Source organism: Streptomyces sp. GDS52, assembly GCF_052246875.1.
In the GTDB taxonomy this organism is placed as follows: domain Bacteria; phylum Actinomycetota; class Actinomycetes; order Streptomycetales; family Streptomycetaceae; genus Streptomyces; species Streptomyces cathayae.
The window spans coordinates 3109976-3128376 of record NZ_CM125966.1 but is presented as its reverse complement, the minus strand read 5'-3'; the positions used below and the strand labels follow the sequence as shown (position 1 = coordinate 3128376).

The 18401-nt window shown below is 71.2% G+C and carries 19 protein-coding genes; 13 read left to right on the top strand and 6 right to left on the bottom strand.

Annotated elements, in window-relative coordinates; genetic code table 11:
• Positions 1 to 53: 53 nt before the first annotated feature.
• From ACTWJ9_RS14170 to ACTWJ9_RS14150, 5 genes are all read left to right on the top strand, one after another.
• Complete coding sequence (locus ACTWJ9_RS14170) at positions 54 to 896, top strand: phosphatase (protein WP_279334587.1); 843 nt, start codon at positions 54 to 56, stop codon at positions 894 to 896.
• A 129-nt stretch (positions 897 to 1025) separates the two neighbouring features.
• Entirely contained in the window at positions 1026 to 1238 is a 213-nt protein-coding gene (locus ACTWJ9_RS14165; protein WP_157842153.1) for a helix-turn-helix domain-containing protein, read from the top strand.
• Between the two features lie 155 nt (positions 1239 to 1393).
• Complete coding sequence (locus ACTWJ9_RS14160) at positions 1394 to 1492, top strand: 30S ribosomal protein bS22 (RefSeq protein WP_003948845.1); 99 nt, start codon at positions 1394 to 1396, stop codon at positions 1490 to 1492.
• A 186-nt stretch (positions 1493 to 1678) separates the two neighbouring features.
• Positions 1679 to 2743: an NAD-dependent epimerase/dehydratase family protein gene (locus ACTWJ9_RS14155; protein WP_279334586.1), complete on the top strand. Its 1065-nt coding sequence runs from the start codon at positions 1679 to 1681 to the stop codon at positions 2741 to 2743.
• 14 nt (positions 2744 to 2757) lie between these two features.
• Positions 2758 to 3897, top strand: coding sequence for a lysophospholipid acyltransferase family protein (locus tag ACTWJ9_RS14150; protein WP_279334585.1), 1140 nt, complete (start codon positions 2758 to 2760; stop codon positions 3895 to 3897).
• A gap of 117 nt (positions 3898 to 4014) precedes the next feature.
• On the opposite strand, the gene ACTWJ9_RS14145 is transcribed toward ACTWJ9_RS14150, so the two are convergent.
• From ACTWJ9_RS14145 to ACTWJ9_RS14135, 3 genes are all read right to left on the bottom strand, one after another.
• Entirely contained in the window at positions 4015 to 5271 is a 1257-nt protein-coding gene (locus tag ACTWJ9_RS14145) for a DUF5667 domain-containing protein (RefSeq protein ID WP_387041561.1), read from the bottom strand.
• Between the two features lie 252 nt (positions 5272 to 5523).
• A complete protein-coding gene (locus ACTWJ9_RS14140; RefSeq protein ID WP_279334583.1) occupies positions 5524 to 6333 on the bottom strand; it encodes an ECF subfamily RNA polymerase sigma factor, BldN family in 810 nt (269 codons plus the stop codon).
• A gap of 476 nt (positions 6334 to 6809) precedes the next feature.
• Positions 6810 to 7721 (bottom strand): HAD family hydrolase, encoded by a 912-nt coding sequence (locus tag ACTWJ9_RS14135; RefSeq protein ID WP_279334582.1) that lies wholly within the window; start codon positions 7719 to 7721, stop codon positions 6810 to 6812.
• Between the two features lie 217 nt (positions 7722 to 7938).
• On the opposite strand from ACTWJ9_RS14135, the gene ACTWJ9_RS14130 reads away from it, so the two are divergent.
• The 5 genes from ACTWJ9_RS14130 (at position 7939) to ACTWJ9_RS14110 (ending at position 13862) form a co-directional block, all read left to right on the top strand.
• Positions 7939 to 8217 carry a glutaredoxin family protein gene (locus tag ACTWJ9_RS14130; RefSeq protein ID WP_279334581.1) on the top strand — a complete coding sequence of 93 codons (279 nt, stop codon included), beginning with the start codon at positions 7939 to 7941 and terminating at the stop codon, positions 8215 to 8217.
• A 335-nt stretch (positions 8218 to 8552) separates the two neighbouring features.
• Positions 8553 to 9356 (top strand): redox-sensing transcriptional repressor Rex, encoded by an 804-nt coding sequence (locus tag ACTWJ9_RS14125; RefSeq protein ID WP_279334580.1) that lies wholly within the window; start codon positions 8553 to 8555, stop codon positions 9354 to 9356.
• On the top strand, positions 9353 to 11194 hold the full coding sequence (locus ACTWJ9_RS14120) for a glutamyl-tRNA reductase (protein WP_279334579.1): 1842 nt from the start codon (positions 9353 to 9355) through the stop codon (positions 11192 to 11194). The genes ACTWJ9_RS14125 and ACTWJ9_RS14120 overlap by 4 nt, the downstream gene beginning before the upstream one ends.
• Positions 11191 to 12150 (top strand): hydroxymethylbilane synthase, encoded by a 960-nt coding sequence (gene hemC, locus ACTWJ9_RS14115; protein WP_279334578.1) that lies wholly within the window; start codon positions 11191 to 11193, stop codon positions 12148 to 12150. The genes ACTWJ9_RS14120 and hemC overlap by 4 nt, the downstream gene beginning before the upstream one ends.
• Positions 12147 to 13862 carry a uroporphyrinogen-III synthase gene (locus tag ACTWJ9_RS14110; RefSeq protein WP_279334577.1) on the top strand — a complete coding sequence of 572 codons (1716 nt, stop codon included), beginning with the start codon at positions 12147 to 12149 and terminating at the stop codon, positions 13860 to 13862. The genes hemC and ACTWJ9_RS14110 overlap by 4 nt, the downstream gene beginning before the upstream one ends.
• A 109-nt stretch (positions 13863 to 13971) precedes the next feature.
• Here the strand turns inward: ACTWJ9_RS14110 and ACTWJ9_RS14105 are convergent, their stop codons facing one another.
• From ACTWJ9_RS14105 to ACTWJ9_RS14095, 3 genes are read right to left on the bottom strand one after another with little or no spacing between them, the layout of a single operon-like run.
• Positions 13972 to 14583, bottom strand: a complete 612-nt coding sequence (locus ACTWJ9_RS14105) for a nucleotidyltransferase family protein (protein WP_443295785.1) — start codon at positions 14581 to 14583, stop codon at positions 13972 to 13974.
• Positions 14584 to 14643: 60 nt separating this feature from the next.
• The gene (locus ACTWJ9_RS14100) at positions 14644 to 14859 is read right to left on the bottom strand and encodes a DUF397 domain-containing protein (RefSeq protein WP_443295784.1); all 216 of its coding nucleotides are present in this window, start codon (positions 14857 to 14859) and stop codon (positions 14644 to 14646) included.
• Entirely contained in the window at positions 14856 to 15686 is an 831-nt protein-coding gene (locus ACTWJ9_RS14095) for a helix-turn-helix domain-containing protein (RefSeq protein WP_443295783.1), read from the bottom strand. Before ACTWJ9_RS14095 ends, ACTWJ9_RS14100 begins: the two co-directional genes overlap by 4 nt.
• A gap of 204 nt (positions 15687 to 15890) precedes the next feature.
• Between ACTWJ9_RS14095 and ACTWJ9_RS14090 the strand changes: the two genes are divergently transcribed.
• Genes ACTWJ9_RS14090 through tgmC form a run of 3 tightly spaced genes read left to right on the top strand, consistent with a single transcriptional unit; the run spans position 15891 to position 18341 of the window.
• Positions 15891 to 16157: a putative ATP-grasp-modified RiPP gene (locus tag ACTWJ9_RS14090; RefSeq protein ID WP_443295782.1), complete on the top strand. Its 267-nt coding sequence runs from the start codon at positions 15891 to 15893 to the stop codon at positions 16155 to 16157.
• Between the two features lie 4 nt (positions 16158 to 16161).
• A complete protein-coding gene (tgmB, locus tag ACTWJ9_RS14085) occupies positions 16162 to 17142 on the top strand; it encodes an ATP-grasp ribosomal peptide maturase (RefSeq protein WP_443295781.1) in 981 nt (326 codons plus the stop codon).
• On the top strand, positions 17139 to 18341 hold the full coding sequence (tgmC, locus tag ACTWJ9_RS14080; protein WP_443295780.1) for an ATP-grasp peptide maturase system methyltransferase: 1203 nt from the start codon (positions 17139 to 17141) through the stop codon (positions 18339 to 18341). Before tgmB ends, tgmC begins: the two co-directional genes overlap by 4 nt.
• Positions 18342 to 18401: the final 60 nt, after the last annotated feature.

Sequence of the window (18401 nt, the reverse complement as noted above, 5' to 3'; positions counted from 1 at the left end):
GTGTTTCCCGTTTTCCGGGGCGCCCGGGCTCCGGGCCGCGCACCATCGCTCCCGTGCCGACCCCCACTGGCCCCACTGACTCCGCCGACCGCGTCGGTCTGCGCGCGCATCTGCTGGCCGTCCGGCTGGCCGGGATCGTGGCCACCACGCGGGAGGAGAGCCTGCGCAGTTACCGGCTCTTCGCCGCCCGGGATCCACGCCTGCTGATCGGCCTGGACCCGGAACGGGCGTGGAGCCAGCGGGAATTGATCGAGTTGATGGCGGACAGGTGTGGTGTTTCGGCCGATCCTCGCCAGGTTTCCGGGCATGATGTGATCGACCCGGAGCGGACCCTGGCGGCCCTGGACGCCTGTGCGGAGCGTCTCGCGGTCGCCGCCCGAAGGGGTGTGCCCGTGCTGCTCGGCACCGGCCACCCGCACCGGCTCCTCGGTTTCTACGCCGCGCTGGCAGACGCCCTGTCGGCGGCGGGATGTGACGTCCTCACCCCGGCGCGGGGTCGCTCTGTCGACATAACGACCCGGTTCGGTCTACGCACGCACCGCCTCGACTACGTCCGGGGAGTCGCGCTCGTCAGGGGCGCGGATCCCGAACGCCCCGGTGGTGAGCCCGGCGCACACACGCACTCCCCGCTCCCGGTCCGGACCGCGCTCGCCGGCGCCGCCGAGGCCGGCGGGCCGCTTCCCGGGCTGGTGATCGGAGACCACGGATGGGCCTGCGGGGCAGGTCAGCTGGGGTTCGAGGCCGTCGCGCTGGCCGATGTGAACGACCCCGCCCCGTTCGTGGGGGAGGCCGAGGGGTGCCTGTCGGTGGTGGTTCCACTTGATGACGGCGCGCGGTCCGATCACTATGCGCCGCTGATCCGCTACGTACTCAATCGGGCCTGTCTGTCACAGTAGGCCGCCGATGGGTACACCTCTTCCCCACTCGCATCACCCGCCCCTACATTGGGGAGTGAGCACGCAACGACGAAGAGTCACCGGAAGGGGAAGCCGGTGGCCGTCGAGTGCGGAAGGTTCAGGTGTGTCATGGCTGCAGCTGGCGAAAGGCCTCTGAACGAGGTTCAGTTCCTTACCGTGGCGGAGGTCGCCTCGGTGATGCGAGTGTCGAAGATGACCGTGTACCGGCTGGTGCACAGTGGTCATCTGCCCGCGATCCGGGTGGGGCGGTCCTTCCGCGTCCCGGAGCAAGCGGTTCACGAGTACCTCCGCGAGAGCTACGTGGGGGTGGACACGGCCTGACGGCGGACCGGGGAGGACCCGTACCGGACACTCGCGGGCCTCCCCGATCTCCTCGATTACGACCTCAGCGCTCGGGCGGGTAGGCTGGCCCCTCGTAGGTCGTGTGGGCCCATGGCGCCCAAACACCGAGTGATGAGAAGTGAGCGAGGGTAGTCGTGGGCTCTGTTATCAAGAAGCGGCGCAAGCGGATGGCCAAGAAGAAGCACCGCAAGCTGCTCAAGCGCACGCGCGTTCAGCGTCGCAACAAGAAGTAAGCGACGTCGCGGAAGCGTGTCCAGTGGCCCCCCACCGATGAGGTGGGGGGCCACTGTCTTTACGTCTGGCCGGGTTTGTTCGCCCCTCCCCGGTCGTCGTCACTTCAAGTACCGGGCGGGCACCGCAGAGCGACCGTGACCCGTTAGGTTGGCGGGCAGGACGTAGGCAAGAGGAAGGCACTGGTCTTGGGAAAGGTCGTGCTCGTGACGGGAGTGGCCCGCCCTTTGGGAGGCCGTTTCGTCCGACGGATCCAGCGTGACCCGGATGTGGAACGGGTCGTCGCCGTGGACGCGGTCCGGCCCGCGCACCCCCTGGGTGACGCCGACTTCGTCCAGACCGACATCCGGCAGCCCACCGTCGCGCGCGTGCTCGCGGAGGCCGGGGCCGACACCGTCGTGCACCTGGACGTGACGGGCACGCCGCGCGGCGGCGGCAGCAGCCGGACGGCGCTCAAGGAGACCAACGTCATCGGCACCATGCAGCTGCTCGGTGCCTGCCAGAAGTCCCCGCGCGTCGAACGTCTGGTGGTGAAGTCCAGTACGAACGTCTACGGCTCCGCGCCCCGCGACCCGGCGGTCTTCACCGAGACGACCTCGCCCAAGTCCCTGCCCGGCGGCGGGTTCGCGAAGGACGCGGTCGAGGTCGAGGGCTATGTGCGCGGCTTCGCGCGCCGCCGCCCGGATGTCGCCGTGTGCGTGCTCAGGTTCGCCAACATCCTGGGCCCCGCCGCGGACAGTCCGCTCGCCTCGTACCTCTCGCTGCCGGTCCTGCCGACCGTGTTCGGCTACGACCCGCGGCTGCAGTTCGTGCACGAGGACGATGTGCTCGAAGTGCTGCGCCTGGCCGCGCGTGAGCCCCGGCGGGGCACGCTCAACAGCGGCACCTTCAACATCGCCGGCGACGGTGTCCTGCTGCTGTCCCAGTGCGCGCGGCGGCTCGGCCGGCCCATCGTGCCGCTGCTGCTCCCGGCGGTCACCTGGGCGGGCTCGCTGGTGCGTACGCTGGGGATGTCGGACTTCTCGCCGGAACAGATCCGGCTGCTCACACACGGCCGGGTGGTGGCGACGGACCAGATGCGCGAGACACTGGGCTTCACACCGAAGCACACGACTGCAGAAACGTTCACGGACTTCGTGCGCAGCCGTGGCCCCGGACTGCTTCCGCCGGAGGTCCTCGCGAGGACCGTCGACCGGATCGCCGCACTGCCCCTGCCGGGCAGCGGTCACCCCCCGAAGCAGAGCGCCAACTGAGGAGCGCAGCAACGATGGCGGACGCCAAGGTCATTCCGTTCGACGACGACCGTTCCCGCGGGGGTGCGGGGGGCACGGGCGGTGCGGGGGGCGCTGCGCCGCGCCCGTCGCGCCGCCGTGGCGCGGGCAGCCGACGCAAGGGCGCCGGGGCCGCCTCGATGGGTGAGGTCCAGTCCCTGCCGGGCCGGGCGTCCGCGAAGGACGACGCTCCGGCGCCCGGCGGGCACCGTGAACCCCGGGCGCAACGGCCCCGGGAGCCGGTCACCGACGGCGGTGACGCAGGCGGCGGCGCACGCCCGGAGACAGACGGCGAAGGCGGCCTGGACCGGCGTGTCGCCAGTGGCCTGGCCTTCCTGCGCCGCCGGCTCACGGGGGACTACGCGGTCGACGACTTCGGCTACGACGAGGAGCTCACCGACCAGGTCCTGATGTCGCTGCTGCGCCCGGTGTACGAGAAGTACTTCCGGGTCGAGGTGAAGGGCATCGAGAACATCCCCTCGGAGGGCGGCGCCCTGATCGTCGCCAACCACTCCGGGACGTTGCCGATGGACGGTCTGATGATGCAGGTCGCCGTCCACGACAACCACCCGGCCGACCGGCATCTGCGGCTGCTCGCGGCGGACCTGGTGTTCATGCTGCCGGTGGTCAACGAACTCGCCCGCAAGCTCGGCCACACCCTGGCCTGTGCCGAGGACGCGGCACGACTGCTGGAGCAGGGGGAGCTGGTCGGGGTGATGCCGGAGGGCTTCAAGGGCCTCGGCAAGCCCTTCGCCGACCGCTACAAGCTCCAGCGCTTCGGACGCGGCGGTTTCGTGTCCACGGCGCTGCGCGCGCGGACGCCGATCATCCCGTGCTCGATCGTCGGGGCGGAGGAGATCTACCCGATGATCGGCAACGGCCGGACCGTCGCCCGGCTGCTCGGCCTTCCGTACTTCCCGCTGACGCCGACCTTCCCGTGGCTCGGCCCGCTCGGCGCGATCCCGCTGCCGACGAAGTGGACGATCCAGTTCGGCGAGCCGATCCACACGGAGAACTATCCGCCGGAGGCGGCCGAGGACCCGATGCTGATGTTCAACCTGACCGACCAGGTCCGGGAGCAGATCCAGCACACCCTCTACAAGCTGCTGGTCCAGCGGAGGTCGGTGTTCTTCTAGAGCACGGACGGACATGCGTACGCGGCCGGGGTGCCCCTTGTCGCAAGGGGCACCCCGGCCACGTACGGCCTTACCGCTCGGTCCGTTCCAGCTCGCTCCGGTCGGCTCCGGTCCGCTCTAGTCGACGGACTCGCTGTCGATGCCCAACCCCGGGAGCAGGCCCGGCAGGAGGGGCGGGAGGGTGACGTCGGGCCGGGCGGGCGCGGTGGTGCCGCCGGCGGACGGCGGTGGGGTGCCGGCGCCGGTCTCCTTCGGCGGGTCGAGCAGCCCGCCGTCGTTGCCGCCGAGCAGGCTGTCGCTCTCGTCCCCGGAGCCGGCGGACCGGCTGGGGGCGCTGCTGCTGGTGGTGCTGTCCCGGTCCGGGCTGTCGGTGCCGGTGTCAGTGCCGGGCGCCGGGGAGCGGTCGGCACCGGACGGGGCGCCGGGGGTGGCCCCGGAGCCGTCCTGCGGCTCGCCGTTGTCGCCGCTGTCCCGGGCCGGTGACTCGGGGAGCAGGGACTGCAGCGGGGCGACGTCCTCGTCTATGGCGTCGAACACCGACGACACCTGCTCGCTGACGTCCCCGAGCTGCGCGGGCAGCCTGTCGCGCAGGGAGCCCCAGGTCTGCCGGTGCGAGTGGGAGAAGGAGGAGAGGGCCTGCATGGGACCCAGGGAGTCCGGAGCGAGGCGGTACGCCTCGCGCAGCAGCCGATGGCCCTCGGACGCGTCGTGCCGCATGCCGGACAGGGCGCGGCGGATCTCGCCGACCGATTCGTGGTCGAGGGAGCCGCTGCGTTCGCGCTCCATCAGCCGGCGGGCCTCACTGAGGCGGGTGGAGGCGTGGTCGAGGAGGACGCGGCCGCGCTCGTCGTTGCCGTCGGCCAGGCCGAGCTTGACGTCCTCTATGCCGCGCTTGAGGCCGTAGAGCGAGTCACCGGGCAGGGCGTCGGAGCTGGCGGCGGAGACTCCGCCGAGGGCGCCGGCGGCCACGGTGAGGCCGAGCCCGCCCGCGGTGAGCCCCTTGGCCAGTCGTGAGCGCGGTCTGAGCTTCCCCAGGGGGGTCGCCCGGTGAGTGCCCCGGGCGCGGCGTGAACGCTGTTCGGGCGCGAACGCATCCGCTGCCTCGCCCGCGGCGGTGCCTTCCTGGAGCATGGCCTCGAAGGCGGCCACCATCCGGGCCCGCTGGACGACCTTCACCTCGGGGTCCAGCTCCGGTTTGGGCAGCGCGCCGAGACCGGCGGCGAGCGTGAGCAGCCGCCCCTGTTCCGTCTCCGCGGCGGCCGGTCCCGGCGCCGGTCCTTCGGGCTGGTCGGCCGCTGTGACCCGGTCGGACTGCTCCTCCACGGCCTGGGCGAAGGCGTTCGCCCGCCGGTGTGCCGATACCTTCGCGATCACTGGCGGCACCTCCTCTCGTCATGACGATCGACTCCCCAGGGGGTCCTGAGGGTTCCGTTCCCCGACCTTGTCCACACGATCGGGTGATCGGAGTCGGTGGGGAGTGACCACAGGGAGCCTGTATCCCGCACAACGAGCGGCGCGGTACTTGGGTTACGCGCGCCGGAGGATCGGTTGAGGGAGTCAACGGAGTCTCACTGAAGGTGAGTTGGCTGTCACAGAAGGTGTGTCGTCGGTGCGGGACCGTTTCGCTCAGCGGGTGTCCTCCGGGAGGAGCCGGGCGAGGGTGCGGACGGCCCGGTACTGGAGGGTCTTGATCGCCCCCTCGTTCTTGCCCATCACACGGGCGGTCTCCGCGACGGAGAGGCCCTGGAGAAATCGGAGCGTGACGCATTCGCGCTGTTGGGGGTTGAGTCGTCGTACGGCATCGAGGAGGGCGGCGTTGGAGAGGTACTCGAGGACGGAGTCCTCCGGGGAGCGTTCGACCTCGTTGGCGTCGAGCATCTCCCCGGTGGTGATCTCGAGGCGGAAGCGGCTGGACTTGAAGTGGTCGGCGACCAGGTTGCGGGCGATGGTGACGAGCCAGGCGCCGAAGTCGCGCCCCTGCCAGGTGAAGGTGCCGATGCGGCGGAGCGCCCGCAGGAAGGTCTCGCTGGTGAGGTCCTCGGCGGTCGCCTTGTTGCTCACCCGGTAGTAGATGTAGCGGTACACGGTGTCGCTGTACTGGTCGTAGAGCCGTCCGAAGGCCTCGGCCTCGCCGGCCTGGGCGCGCTCCACGAGGTCCATCATCCGGGCGCTGTCACTGTCCGCGGCGGGACGGCGTGCGGTGGTCGAGCCCGAGGAGCGCCCGCGCCTGGCCGCCGTGGCGCTGTCGTCGGCGAGGGCGTAGCTGGGGCCGACGGGTGGGTCGGCGAGGGCGTAGCAGGGGCCGACGGTGGCGGTGGCGAAAGCGGGGACGGCGTACGCGGTGGGGACGAAGCCGCGCAACAACTCCCGGGCCGTGACGACTGCGGTGCGCAGTGCGGTCAGGCCCGAGTCGTCAACCCCGACGTGTGGGTACACGGGACTCCCAGAGGCAGAGCTTCCATCACGTGCAGTACGGGCTGTTCACCCGTCGTAGCGACGGAGGGGTACCCGAATGCGTCTGAGGAGAATAACGCTTCGTGCAGGCACTGCTACACCGAGTTGCTCAAATCATCGGTTACGTCGTTTCCGTGGCCTGTTGACACACATTCAAGCAACCGATGTTGACCGAATATTGACCGAAAAGCTTCGCTTCCCGGTTCGGTACGGGGCATGTTGTGGCCGTGTGCAGCCAAGAGGACTGGACAGCGGGGTTGCGGGGTACAGCGGTTGGATTGGCCGGGTTGCGGGCGGGGCGCCACTTTTGTTCCCCACTGATCAGGCCTGCGGCCGTACGGGTGTCCGTCGCCGCCGAGTTGACCGGTCGCCCGGTGTGCGCGGGAGCGCCGCCGGGCTCGGGGCCGTCAGGTTCAGGGCCGTCAGGCTCGGCGTGGCCGGGTTCAGCGCATCCGGGTTCAGCGCCGGCGGCGGTGCATCGCGATGGCCGCCGCCGTGCCGCCGGCCACCGCGCCCACCCCCGCGGCCGCCGGGATGCCGACCTTCGCCGCCTTGCGGCCCGTCCGGTAGTCGCGCAGGCGCCAGTCCATCGCGCGGGCGTGCTTGCGCAGCTTGGAGTCCGGGTTGATCGCGTACGGGTGCCCGACCAGCGAGAGCATCGGGATGTCGTTGTGCGAGTCGCTGTACGCGGCGCAGTGGTCCAGGGCCAGGTTCTCCGCCGCGGCCAGCGCGCGTACGGCCTCCGCCTTCGCCGGACCGTGCAGCGGCTCGCCCACGAGTTTGCCGGTGTACACGCCGCCGATGGACTCGGCCACCGTCCCCAGCGCCCCGGTCAGGCCCAGGCGCCGCGCGATCACCTGGGCGATCTCCACCGGCGCCGCCGTGACCAGCCACACCCGCTGCCCGGCGTCCAGGTGCGCCTGGGCCAGTGCCCGCGTACCCGGCCAGATCCGCCCGGCCATGTACTCGTCGTAGATCTCCTCGCCGATGGACTTCAGCTCGGAGACCCGGTGGCCCTTGACGATGGAGAGCGCCGAGTCGCGTGCGTCCTGCATGTGCTCGGGGTCCTCGACGCCGGCCAGCCGGAACCACGTCTGCTGCCACGCGAACCGGGCGAGGTCGCGCGTCTCGAAGAACTTCCGCTTGTACAGGCCCCGCCCGAAGTGGAACAGGGCCGCGCCCTGCATCACCGTGTTGTCCAGGTCGAAGAACGCGGCGGCCCGGTCGTCGCCGTGCACCGGGAACTCCGGTTCGCGGGCGGAAATTTCCTGAGTGGATTTGCGGGCAGCCTCCGCCGAGGCCTCGCCTGCCAACACGCTCCGCGCCGTGGCGGAGCGCCTACGGGGGGTGAGCCATCCGAGAGCGGCCATGGCGTTGAGCATAGCCATTCCGGTCGGCGATTCCGGACCCGAGAGGTTTGAACACCGTGAACTCTGCACGTCCGTGTCGTTAAAGCACCCCTCCCGGCGGACGGGACCGGCTCGGCCCGGGGCCCGGGGTCCCCCGGGCCCCGGGGCGCGGGCCTCGTCCGGCACTCAGCGTCACAGTGGCCGCAGAGGGGTTCCCCCGCACCGCCGCAGGGCGAGAATGGCTGACATGAGTCCGCTCTTTCGCCGCAAAGCCCCGCAGGATCGTCTCGTCACCCTCGTCCGTAAGCCCGGCTGTCACCTGTGCGACGACGCGCAGGTCGTGGTGGAGAAGGTGTGCGGTGATCTCGGGGTCGCGTGGGAGGGCAAGGACATCACCGAGGACCCGGAACTGCATGAGCGGTACTGGGAGCAGATCCCCGTGGTTCTCGTCGACGGCCGCCAGCACACGTTCTGGCGCGTCGACGAGGGCCGCCTCCGTAAAGCCCTGACCGGCTGACCGGCCGCCCGGCCGGGAGTGGCCAGAACCACTGATCCGCAACTGACCAACCAGTCCAAAGCGGCGGAAAAGTCGCTTAGAATCGATGGCAGCTTGGTCTCGGGGGCGGGATACACAGAGGAGGGTGTGCTGTTTTGCCCCCAGAACAAAGGGAGCGATGGTGCCCGCGCGTCGGTTCCACACGGCTGCGCCGGGGACGCGTGACCCCGGTCACGTTGGGTGGGCAAATCGGACACCATCTTTGTGCACGCGTTCACAAAGACATAGCCTGCACTCGACCGGGCGGTCCGGGGACGTATGACCGCCTGCAGCCCCGCTCTACCCGCAGGAGCACCGTGGCAACTGGCCGATCTCACCGACCGGCGACCCGTAGCCGAGGGATTCCCGAGGCCACTGTCGCCAGGCTTCCGCTGTACCTCCGCGCCCTCACCGCGCTCTCCGAGCGCTCGGTGCCCACCGTCTCCTCCGAGGAGCTGGCGGCGGCCGCGGGCGTCAACTCCGCGAAGCTTCGTAAGGACTTCTCCTACCTGGGTTCCTACGGGACCCGGGGTGTGGGCTACGACGTCGAGTATCTCGTGTACCAGATCTCGCGTGAACTCGGCCTCACCCAGGACTGGCCGGTTGTGATCGTCGGCATCGGTAACCTCGGTGCCGCGCTCGCCAACTACGGCGGGTTCGCCTCCCGCGGTTTCCGGGTCGCCGCGCTCATAGACGCCGACCCCGCGATGGCCGGGAAGCCCGTCGCCGGCATCCCGGTGCAGCACACCGACCAGCTCGAGGGGATCATCCAGGGCGAGGGTGTGTCGATCGGCGTGATCGCGACCCCCGCCGGTGCCGCGCAGCAGGTCTGCGACCGGCTGGTGGCCGCCGGTGTCACCTCCATCCTGAACTTCGCGCCGACCGTGCTGACCGTCCCGGACGGTGTCGACGTGCGCAAGGTGGACCTCTCCATCGAGCTGCAGATCCTCGCCTTCCACGAGCAGCGCAAGGCCGGCGAGGTGGCCGCGGCCGGGGCCGTCGTCCCGCCTGTCGGCTCCGGTCCGGAGCCCGTCGCCGCGCGCCGGGCGTCCGCCGCCGGACAGGATGCCGCCACAGACCAGGGGCCCGACGGGGACGTACCCGCGGTGATGCCGACATGAGCCTTCTCGTCGTCGGACTGAGCCACCGCAGCGCGCCGGTCAGCGTGCTGGACCGGGCCTCGCTGAGCATGGACGCGCAGGTCAAGCTGTTGCAGGACACGGTCGCCGCCGAACCGGCCAGTGAGGCCGCGGTGCTCGCCACCTGCAACCGCATCGAGCTGTACGCCGACGTGGACAAGTTCCACGCCGGCGTCGCCGAGCTGTCCACGCTGCTGGCCCAGCACAGCGGGGTCGGCCTGGAGGAGCTCACGCCCTATCTCTACGTGCACTACGAGGACCGCGCCGTCCACCACATGTTCTCGGTGGCCTGCGGGCTGGACTCGATGGTGGTGGGCGAGGGGCAGGTCCTCGGCCAGATCAAGGACGCCCTGGCGCGTGCGCAGGAACTGCACACTGCCGGGCGGCTGATGAACGACGTGTTCCAGCAGTCGCTCCGGGTCGGCAAGCGCGCCCACACGGAGACCGGCATCGACCGCGCCGGGCAGTCCCTGGTGACCTTCGGCCTGGAGCAGCTGGCCGCCGGCTCGCCCGTCGACAGCTGGGCGCGGGGCAAGAAGGCCCTGGTCATCGGTGCCGGATCGATGTCCTCGCTGGCCGCAGCCACGCTCGCGCGGGCCGGTGTCGCCGAGATCGCGATCGCCAACCGCACCGCCGACCGCGCCGAGCGCCTCGTGCAGATCCTCACCGAGGCCGAGCACGCCGAGCACGCTGAGAACACTGAGCACGCCGAGAACACGGGTGTGTCCGCCCGCGCGGTACCGATGGGATCGGTGGCGGACGAACTGACACGTGCAGACATCGTCGTCTCCTGCACCGGCGCGACCGGCCTCGTCCTGACGGCCGACGCGATCGCCGCCGGTGTCGAGGGCCGCGTCGGACAGCAGCCGGAGACGGGACGCGCCGGAGTCACCGCGGCCGTCGGGGCCGCGGAGGCGTCGGCGCACGACGCGCGCAGGGCGCCGACCGCGCGGACGACGGCCCTGCCCCCCGCTCCCATGGCCGCCACCAGCACCGACGAGGACTGCCCGCTGGACCTGGCCTCCGTACCGTCCGGTTTCTCCGTGATGGGCGAGGCGGCCGTCGCCGGTATGGACGCGGCGACGCTGGAGCAGCACGCGGCCTGGGCCGCGAGCGGCGCCGTCGACCGCCGCCAGGGCGGCCGGCGCGGTGCGGGTCCCGAGGCGGACACCGAGCTGATCGGCGCGCTGGCCGCGACCGCGGCGAGCGCCGGCCGGATCCCCGAGCGGCGCCGTCCGGAGCCGGTGGCCGAGCCGCCGCGCCCGGAGCCCGTGCTCTTCCTGCTGGACCTCGCGATGCCGCGCGACGTCGACGCGGCCGCGCACCGCATCCCCGGGGTGCGGCTGGTCGACATCGAGGCGCTCGCGGAGGCGTCGGCGGACGCTCCGATGGCTGCCGATGTGGACCAGGTCCGGCGTATCGTTTCCGACGAGGTCGCGGCGTTCGGGGCGGCGCAGCGGGCCGCGCACATCACGCCGACCGTGGTCGCCCTGCGCACCATGGCCGCGGACGTGGTGGCCGGTGAGCTGGCCCGCCTGGAAGGGCGGCTGCCCGGCCTGGACGACAAGCACCGCGCGGAGATCACCCAGACCGTGCGGCGCGTGGTCGACAAGCTGCTGCACTCGCCGACCGTGCGGGTCAAACAGCTCGCGGCCGAACCCGGCGGCGCCGGTTACGCGGACGCGCTGCGCACCCTGTTCGACCTCGACCCGGAGACGGTGGCCTCCGTCTCCCGCGCCGGGGAAAGCACTGAGAAGAACGTGAAAACCGCGAAGTCCGCACAGAACGCGGGCGACGCAGAAAACCGAGGGCCGGCATGACTGAGAAGGCACTGAGGCTCGGGACCAGGCGGAGCAAGCTCGCCATGTCCCAGTCCGGGCAGGTGGCGGATGCCGTGAGCCAGGTGACCGGACGGCCTGTCGAGCTCGTTCCGATCACCACGTACGGCGACACGTCACGCGAGCATCTCGCGCAGATCGGCGGCACGGGCGTCTTCGTGGCCGCGCTGCGCGAGGCACTGGTGCGCGGCGAGGTGGACTTCGCGGTGCACTCGCTGAAGGACCTGCCGACCGCACCCCACGACGAGCTGGTCCTGGCCGCCGTACCGGAGCGCGAGGACCCGCGGGACGTGATCATCGCGCGGGACGCGCTCAAGTTCACCGACCTGCCGCGCGGCGCCCGCATCGGCACCGGTTCGGCGCGTCGCATGGCCCAGCTGAACGCGTACGCACGCGGCCACGGCATGGAGATCACGACCGTGCCGATCCGCGGCAACGTCGACACCCGGATCGGGTACGTCAAGAGTGGTGAGCTGGACGCCGTCGTGCTGGCCGCCGCCGGGATGAACCGGGTCGGACGCAGCGACGAGGTGACCGACTTCCTGTCGGTCGACACGGTTTTGCCCGCTCCCGGCCAGGGGGCCCTGGCGGTCGAGTGCACCGTGCGCAACACGGAGCTGACCGCCGCGCTCGCCGAGCTGGACGACCCGCTCACCCGGGCCGCCGTGACGGCGGAGCGGTCACTGCTCGCCGCCCTGGAAGCCGGCTGCACCGCCCCTGTGGGGGCGCTGGCCGACTTGCTGGCGGACGGGCCGATTGTCAAGGAAATGCGCCTTCGGGGCGTCGTCGGCACGACCGACGGCACCACGCTGGTGCAGCTGTCCACCACCGGTCCCGTGCCCGAGACGCATGAGGCGGCGATGGCGCTCGGTCGCGAACTCGCCACCGAGATGCTCGCGCAGGGCGCGGCCGGTCTGATGGGGGAGCGAGCACATTGAGCCCCACCACCCTTCCACCCCCTCCGGAACACGGGCACGTCACCTTCCTCGGTGCCGGACCCGGGGATCCGGGACTGCTCACTCTGCGCGCCGTGGAGGCGCTGGCGAACGCGGACGTTCTCGTCGCCGAGCACGATGTGCTCGACGTCGTACGCCGGCACGCCAGGCAGGGCGTCGCCGAGGTGCCGACGGACACGGACGCGGCGGACTCCTCCGCGCCGTCCGCTCCGGGCACAGGCACGCCTCAGCTGAAGGTTGTTGACGGAACGTCAACAACCGTCGGCGCCCCCGCGGTGCGGGATGCCGCACATCTTGTCATGGAGGCCGCGCGGGGCGGCAGGCGGGTCGTGCGTGCGGTGTCCGGTGATCCCGGCCTCGACGCGTACGCCACCGAGGAGATGCTGGCGTGCGTGGCGGCCGGGGTGATCTTCGAGGTCGTCCCCGGTATCGCGGCCGCGGTCGGCGTGCCCGCGTACGCCGGTGTGCCGCTGCGGGACGCCGAGGGCGCGGACGTGCGGTTCGTGGACGCGCGTACCGCGTCGGACCGGTGCTGGACCGAGGTCGGGGCGTCGGACGGCACGGTGGTCGTCTCCGCCACGCTGGACTCGGTGGCCGCCGCGGCGGGCGAACTGGTGTCCGCCGGTCGCAAGCCCGACACCTCCCTGACGGTGACGGTCGCCGGTACGACGACCCGGCAGCGGACCTGGACGGCGACGCTCGGCACGATCGCGCAGACGCTGAAGCAGGCGAAGGTGCTGCCGTCGCCCGACGGCGGCCGGCCGGTGATAGCCGTGGTCGGTGAGCGTTCCGCCCCCGCCCAGCGTGACCGGCTCGCGTGGTTCGAGTCCAAGCCGATGTTCGGCTGGAAGGTGCTCGTGCCGCGTACCCGGGAGCAGGCGGCCTCGCTCTCCGACCAGTTGCGGTCCTACGGCGCGGTGCCGCACGAGGTGCCGACCATCGCCGTCGAGCCCCCGCGCACCCCGCAGCAGATGGAGCGCGCGGTCAAGGGCCTGGTGACGGGCCGCTACGAGTGGATCGCCTTCACCTCCGTCAACGCGGTCAAGGCGGTGCGGGAGAAGTTCGAGGAGTACGGTCTCGACGCCCGCGCCTTCGCCGGGATCAAGGTCGCCGCGGTCGGCGACCAGACCGCCAAGGCGCTGATCGACTTCGGCGTGCGGCCGGACCTGCTCCCGAGCGGCGAGCAGTCGGCCCGCGGGCTGGTGGAGGACTGGCCGCCGTACGACCCGGTCTTCGACCCGATCGACCGGGTGTTCCTGCCGCGCGCGGACATCGCCACGGAGACGCTGGTGGCGGGTCTCATCGAGCTGGGCTGGGAGGTCGACGACGTCACGGCGTACCGGACCGTGCGCGCCTCGCCCCCGCCGGCGGAGACGCGGGAGGCCATCAAGGGCGGCGGCTTCGACGCGGTGCTCTTCACCTCGTCGTCGACGGTCCGGAACCTGGTCGGCATCGCGGGCAAGCCGCACAACGTGACGGTCATCGCCTGCATCGGTCCGGCGACGGCGAAGACGGCCGAGGAGCACGGGCTGCGCGTCGACGTCATGGCTCCGGAGCCGTCGGTGCACAAGCTGGCGGCGGCCCTGGCGGACTTCGGTGCGCGTCGCCGGCTGGCGGCGATCGAGGCGGGCGACCCGGTCACCCGCCCGAGCGAACGCCGCCCGGGATCCCGGAGACGCCGGTCGACGACGTGAGCCGCGCAACGGCGTGAGGCAGTACGCGTGAGGTGGTGGCGGGGTGTGCCGTGAGGCGCACCCCGCCACTTCTCGTGCGGCCCCTGACGAGCGCCCCGCCCGCCCTGGCTCAGGCCGCGGGCCACTCCATTACGGTCAGCTCGGGCCACTGCCGACGCCAGCGTGCCGTCTTGGCCTCGTACACGGCACGCGGCGCGAGAACCGGGTTGGGGCGCACGACGAGCCGGAACACGTCGGAGAGTCCGTGCGGCGCGTAGACGCGCCACCGGCCACCGGGCTCCAGCCGCACGCCCAGGCAGCAGGTGGTCGCGGCGAAGCTGTCGATCGCCGCCTCGGTCGACGTGTGCGGGGGACACGGGACGCCGAACTTCTGTTCGTACCAGAGGTGGACGCGGGCCTCGTTGCGGACCTCGACCTCGACCTCGGCCTTGGCCGGGAGGTCGGCGAAGGCCTGCGCCGCCGCGCTGATCACCGCGTCCTCCGCCTCCCACGACAGGTCGCGGTCGTCGAAGTAGAAGACGTCGTAGTCCTTGATCCCCTCGGTGGGAGGCCTGTCCGTGACGACGTTCCACACGGTCTGAAAGAGGCAGCCCGCCGTCAGGTACCAGCCGGGCAGATCCAGCGCCGCGGTCCGGTCGAGCACCTCCAGCAGGGTCTCGTTGCGGGACAACGTAGTTCTCAGGGCAGTGAGTTGCTCGTCCAGCGGAAGGCGACCGATCACCGCACATGCCTACCACGACGAAAGCGGGTGCCCTGCGGGCGGCAGGGCGGCCCGTGCGCGTCAGCCCTCCGAGGCATCCGAGGCGTACGGCAGGAAGGTCGCCCAGGTGGTGGGGGCGAGGGCGAGGCGGGGCCCGTTCGGGTTCTTGGAGTCGCGCACATGGATGGTTGCCGAAGTGGTGGCGACCTCGACGCAGGACGGACCGTCGTCCGAGCTGTAGCTGCTCTTTATCCACTCCAGTTTGCCGTCGGCTCCGCCAGCGGGCTTGAGGGTCATAACTCTCCCAGCGCTTTCTCGATGAAGGCCAGTGACTCTCGTGGTGTGAGAGCCTGCGCCCGGATGATCCCATAGCGCATGTCGAGGACCGTGGTCTCCTTGGGCTCGGTGATCACCCGGTTGGTGAGCTGGACTTCGTTCAGACCCACGGTCGCTCCGTCTTTGAGCTTGAGTAGTCGGAAGGGGCCACCGAGACCCGAGTTCTCCTCCCGGCTCAGAGGCAACACTTGCAGGTCGATGTTCCGCAGCCGGGCCACTTCCAACAACCGTTCGAGCTGGTTGCGCATCACCATCTTGCCCCCGATCAAGCGGCGCAGCGTCGCTTCGCACAGCACAAAGCTGAAGAGGGGGCGAGCTGTTGGGGCGCAGAAGATCTCCTGACGATCCAGGCGAGCGGCTACCCGCTGCTCCAGCTCCTCTTCCGTGAACTGCGGTCGCCGGGAGCTGAAAACGGCCCGCGCGTATGCCTCGGTCTGCAACAGCCCGTCGATGACACAGTTGTTATAGGAGCAGATCTCGACGGCATCCGTCTCCAGGCGCTTCACGTCCCGCACCGTTTTCGGGTACCGGGCCTCCGCCACGTCCCCCTTCATCGCAGCGATCCTGCCGCCCGCGGCCAACACCTCATCTGCCGCGTCCAGATACTCGGGCCGGGGAATCCGCCGCCCCCGCTCCACGGACGAAACCAGCTCCTCCCCGTACCCGATAGCCGCCCCGAATTCCGCCTGGGTGAGGCCGGCTGCCTCCCGCCACAGCTTCAACTGCCTTACGACCGTGCGCATCACGGCCCCGGCCTCGTCGTCCAGCCCCGCTTCCCACCCGCTCATGTCCGTCGTCCTCCCGTCGTGCGCCCTTCCCCGGACCAACTCCGCACGTCAGCAGCCGGTCACCCCGGGCAGCCCGTACAGAACCGGACGCCTCACGGACAGCCACCAGCCGTACGGGCCATTTGTCTTCGCACAGTACGCACGAGTGAACACAATGAGTGATGTGAATCAGGGAAACACCACACCACAGAGAAGGGACACCGCATGACGACGCTCGCACCCGAGGCCCCCTGGGCGCTGCGCCTGGTCACCGACCGGCTTCCGGTCGGGCCGCCGCCGTACGCGGCGGTGACGCTCGACCCCGTCACGCAGACAGCCCGCTACACCGACGCGGCCGGGAGGGCGGTCGAGATGGGCAAGCACGGGACGTCGAAGACGACCGGTACCGCGTCCGTGTCCGGGGGCGGTGACGGGAACGGTCCGCAGCCCCAGAAGCAGGACGACAGCACCACCGACTACGAATCGGACTGACCGGGTGGCCTCCACCGTCCTGGTCGTCACCGCACTGGAGGACGTCACTGCGGACCTGGTCATCGCCACGCTGAACGAGCGCGGGGCCCCCGTCGTCCGCGTCGACCCCGCCGACATCGGGCCCGGCCTGACGTTCGGCTTCCGCATCGACGGGGACCGTCCGGCGTGGCGCGGGCGGCTGCGTACGGCGAGCCGGGAGGTGGAGCTGGGGGAGGTGGCGGCGGTGTACTACCGCCGCCCCACTCCCTACGGCACCCGGTTCGCGCATCTGCCCCGGCAGCAGCGGGACTTCTCCGCCACCGAGGCGCGGCACGGGCTCGGCGGTGTCCTGAACGTCCTGTCCGGCGCCCGGTACGTCAACCACCCGGTCGCGGTGGCCCGAGCGGAGTCCAAGCCCGCCCAGCTCCGCAGGCTCGCCCGGCTCGGGTTGAGGACTCCTCCGACGCTGATCACCAACGACCTTCCGGCCGCGGAGGAGTTCGCCGCCTCGCACGGCCCCGTCGTCTGCAAGACGTTCCGCGGCCTGCCCGTCGGTGACGACGGACGCGCCGGGGCGATCTGGGCCCAGCGGGTCGACCCGGCGGCCTTCGACGACACGCTCACCGTGACCGCCCACCTGTTCCAGGCCGAGATCCCCAAGACCGGGGACGTGCGCGTCACCGTGGTCGGCCGTCGTGTTTTCGCCCAGCGGGTCGCCGCACCCGACGGCGCGCTGGACTGGCGCCGGGGTGACTGGGACGCACTGCTCCACGCCCCCATCACCGTGCCGCCGCCCGTCGAGGCGGCGCTGCACGCCTACCTGGCCTCGTTCGGTCTGGTCTTCGGCTGTTTCGACTTCGCGCTCACCGGTGACGGGGACGACCCGGAACACTGGACGGCGATCGAGTGCAACCCGAACGGACAGTGGGGCTGGCTTCCCGACGCCGAGGACATCACCGAGGCGTTCGCCGACCTCCTCACCATGGAAAGAGAGGGCCGTTCATGACGATGCCCATCGACCTCGAAACCGACGCCGCGCGGCTGCGCGGGGCCATGGCGGAGGACCTCGCCGCACGCGGGTTCCTGGACGATCCGGGCTGGCGCGCGGCGGTGGAGACGGTGCCCCGGCACCGGTTCGTGCCCGGCTTCTACCTGCCCGCCGACGAGTGCGACGGGCAGGGGCTGACCCGGTGGCAGCCTGTCACCGCCGCACGCGACCACGGGCGCTGGCTGGCCGCCGCGTACTCCGACGCCACGCTCATCACCCAGTTCGACGGTGACGAGCCTGGCTGGGAGAGCCCGGCCGAGCGGCTTGGAGGGGCCCCGACCTCGTCCTCCACCCTGCCGTCGCTCGTGCTGCGGATGTGGGCCGACGCCGATGTCCGCGAAGGGCACACGGTGCTGGAGATCGGCACGGGGACGGGATACTCGACCGCGCTCGCCTGCGAACGCCTCGGATTCGGGGGCGTCACGAGCATCGAGGTGGACCCGCACCGGCTGGAGCAGGCGGCGAGCGCGCTGCACGCCTGCGGTTACACGCCGACCCTCGCGGTCGCGGACGGGCTGTACGGGTACTGGCCCGAGGCCCCGTTCGACCGGATCGTCGCCGCCTGCTCCTTCCGTGCCGTGCCCCCGGCCCTGGTCGCCCAGACCCGGCCGGGCGGAAAGATCCTGCTGACGCTCTCCGGCTGGCTGTACGGGTACGCCCGCGTCCTGCTCACGGTCGCCGGGGACGGCACCGCCGAGGGCCGCCTGCTGGGCGGCACCGTCTCCTTCATGCCGGCGCGCACGCACGCGGCACCGGCCTTCGGCAACCCCGCCCACTGGGCGGCGGGGTTGCCGAAGGAGGCGAGGGTCGCCCGGCACGGTCCCGAGCGGATCAACGCCGTGACCGAGGCGGCCTTCCACCTGCGTTTCCTCGTGCAGAGCGCCCTGCCCGACGTGCAGTCGACCACCGTCGGCGATGCCGTGCACCTCGTCGACGTGGTGAGCGGGTCGGCCGCCGTGCTGACCCCGGACGGTGACGGTGGGTGGTGGGTGCGGGAGGGCGGACCGGTCAGGTTGTGGGAGAGCGTCGAGCAGGTTCTCGACGCCTACGACGCGGCCGGACAGCCGGGGCCGGGGGCCTTCACCCTGTGCGTCCACGACGGCGGACAGCACCTGCGGCACCCGCAGCTCCCCTGTCTGTCGCTGCCGTCGTCCTGACGGGGTACGGTCCGGTCCCCTCCGGGCAGCATGGAGGGGACCGGACACCCCACGGACAAC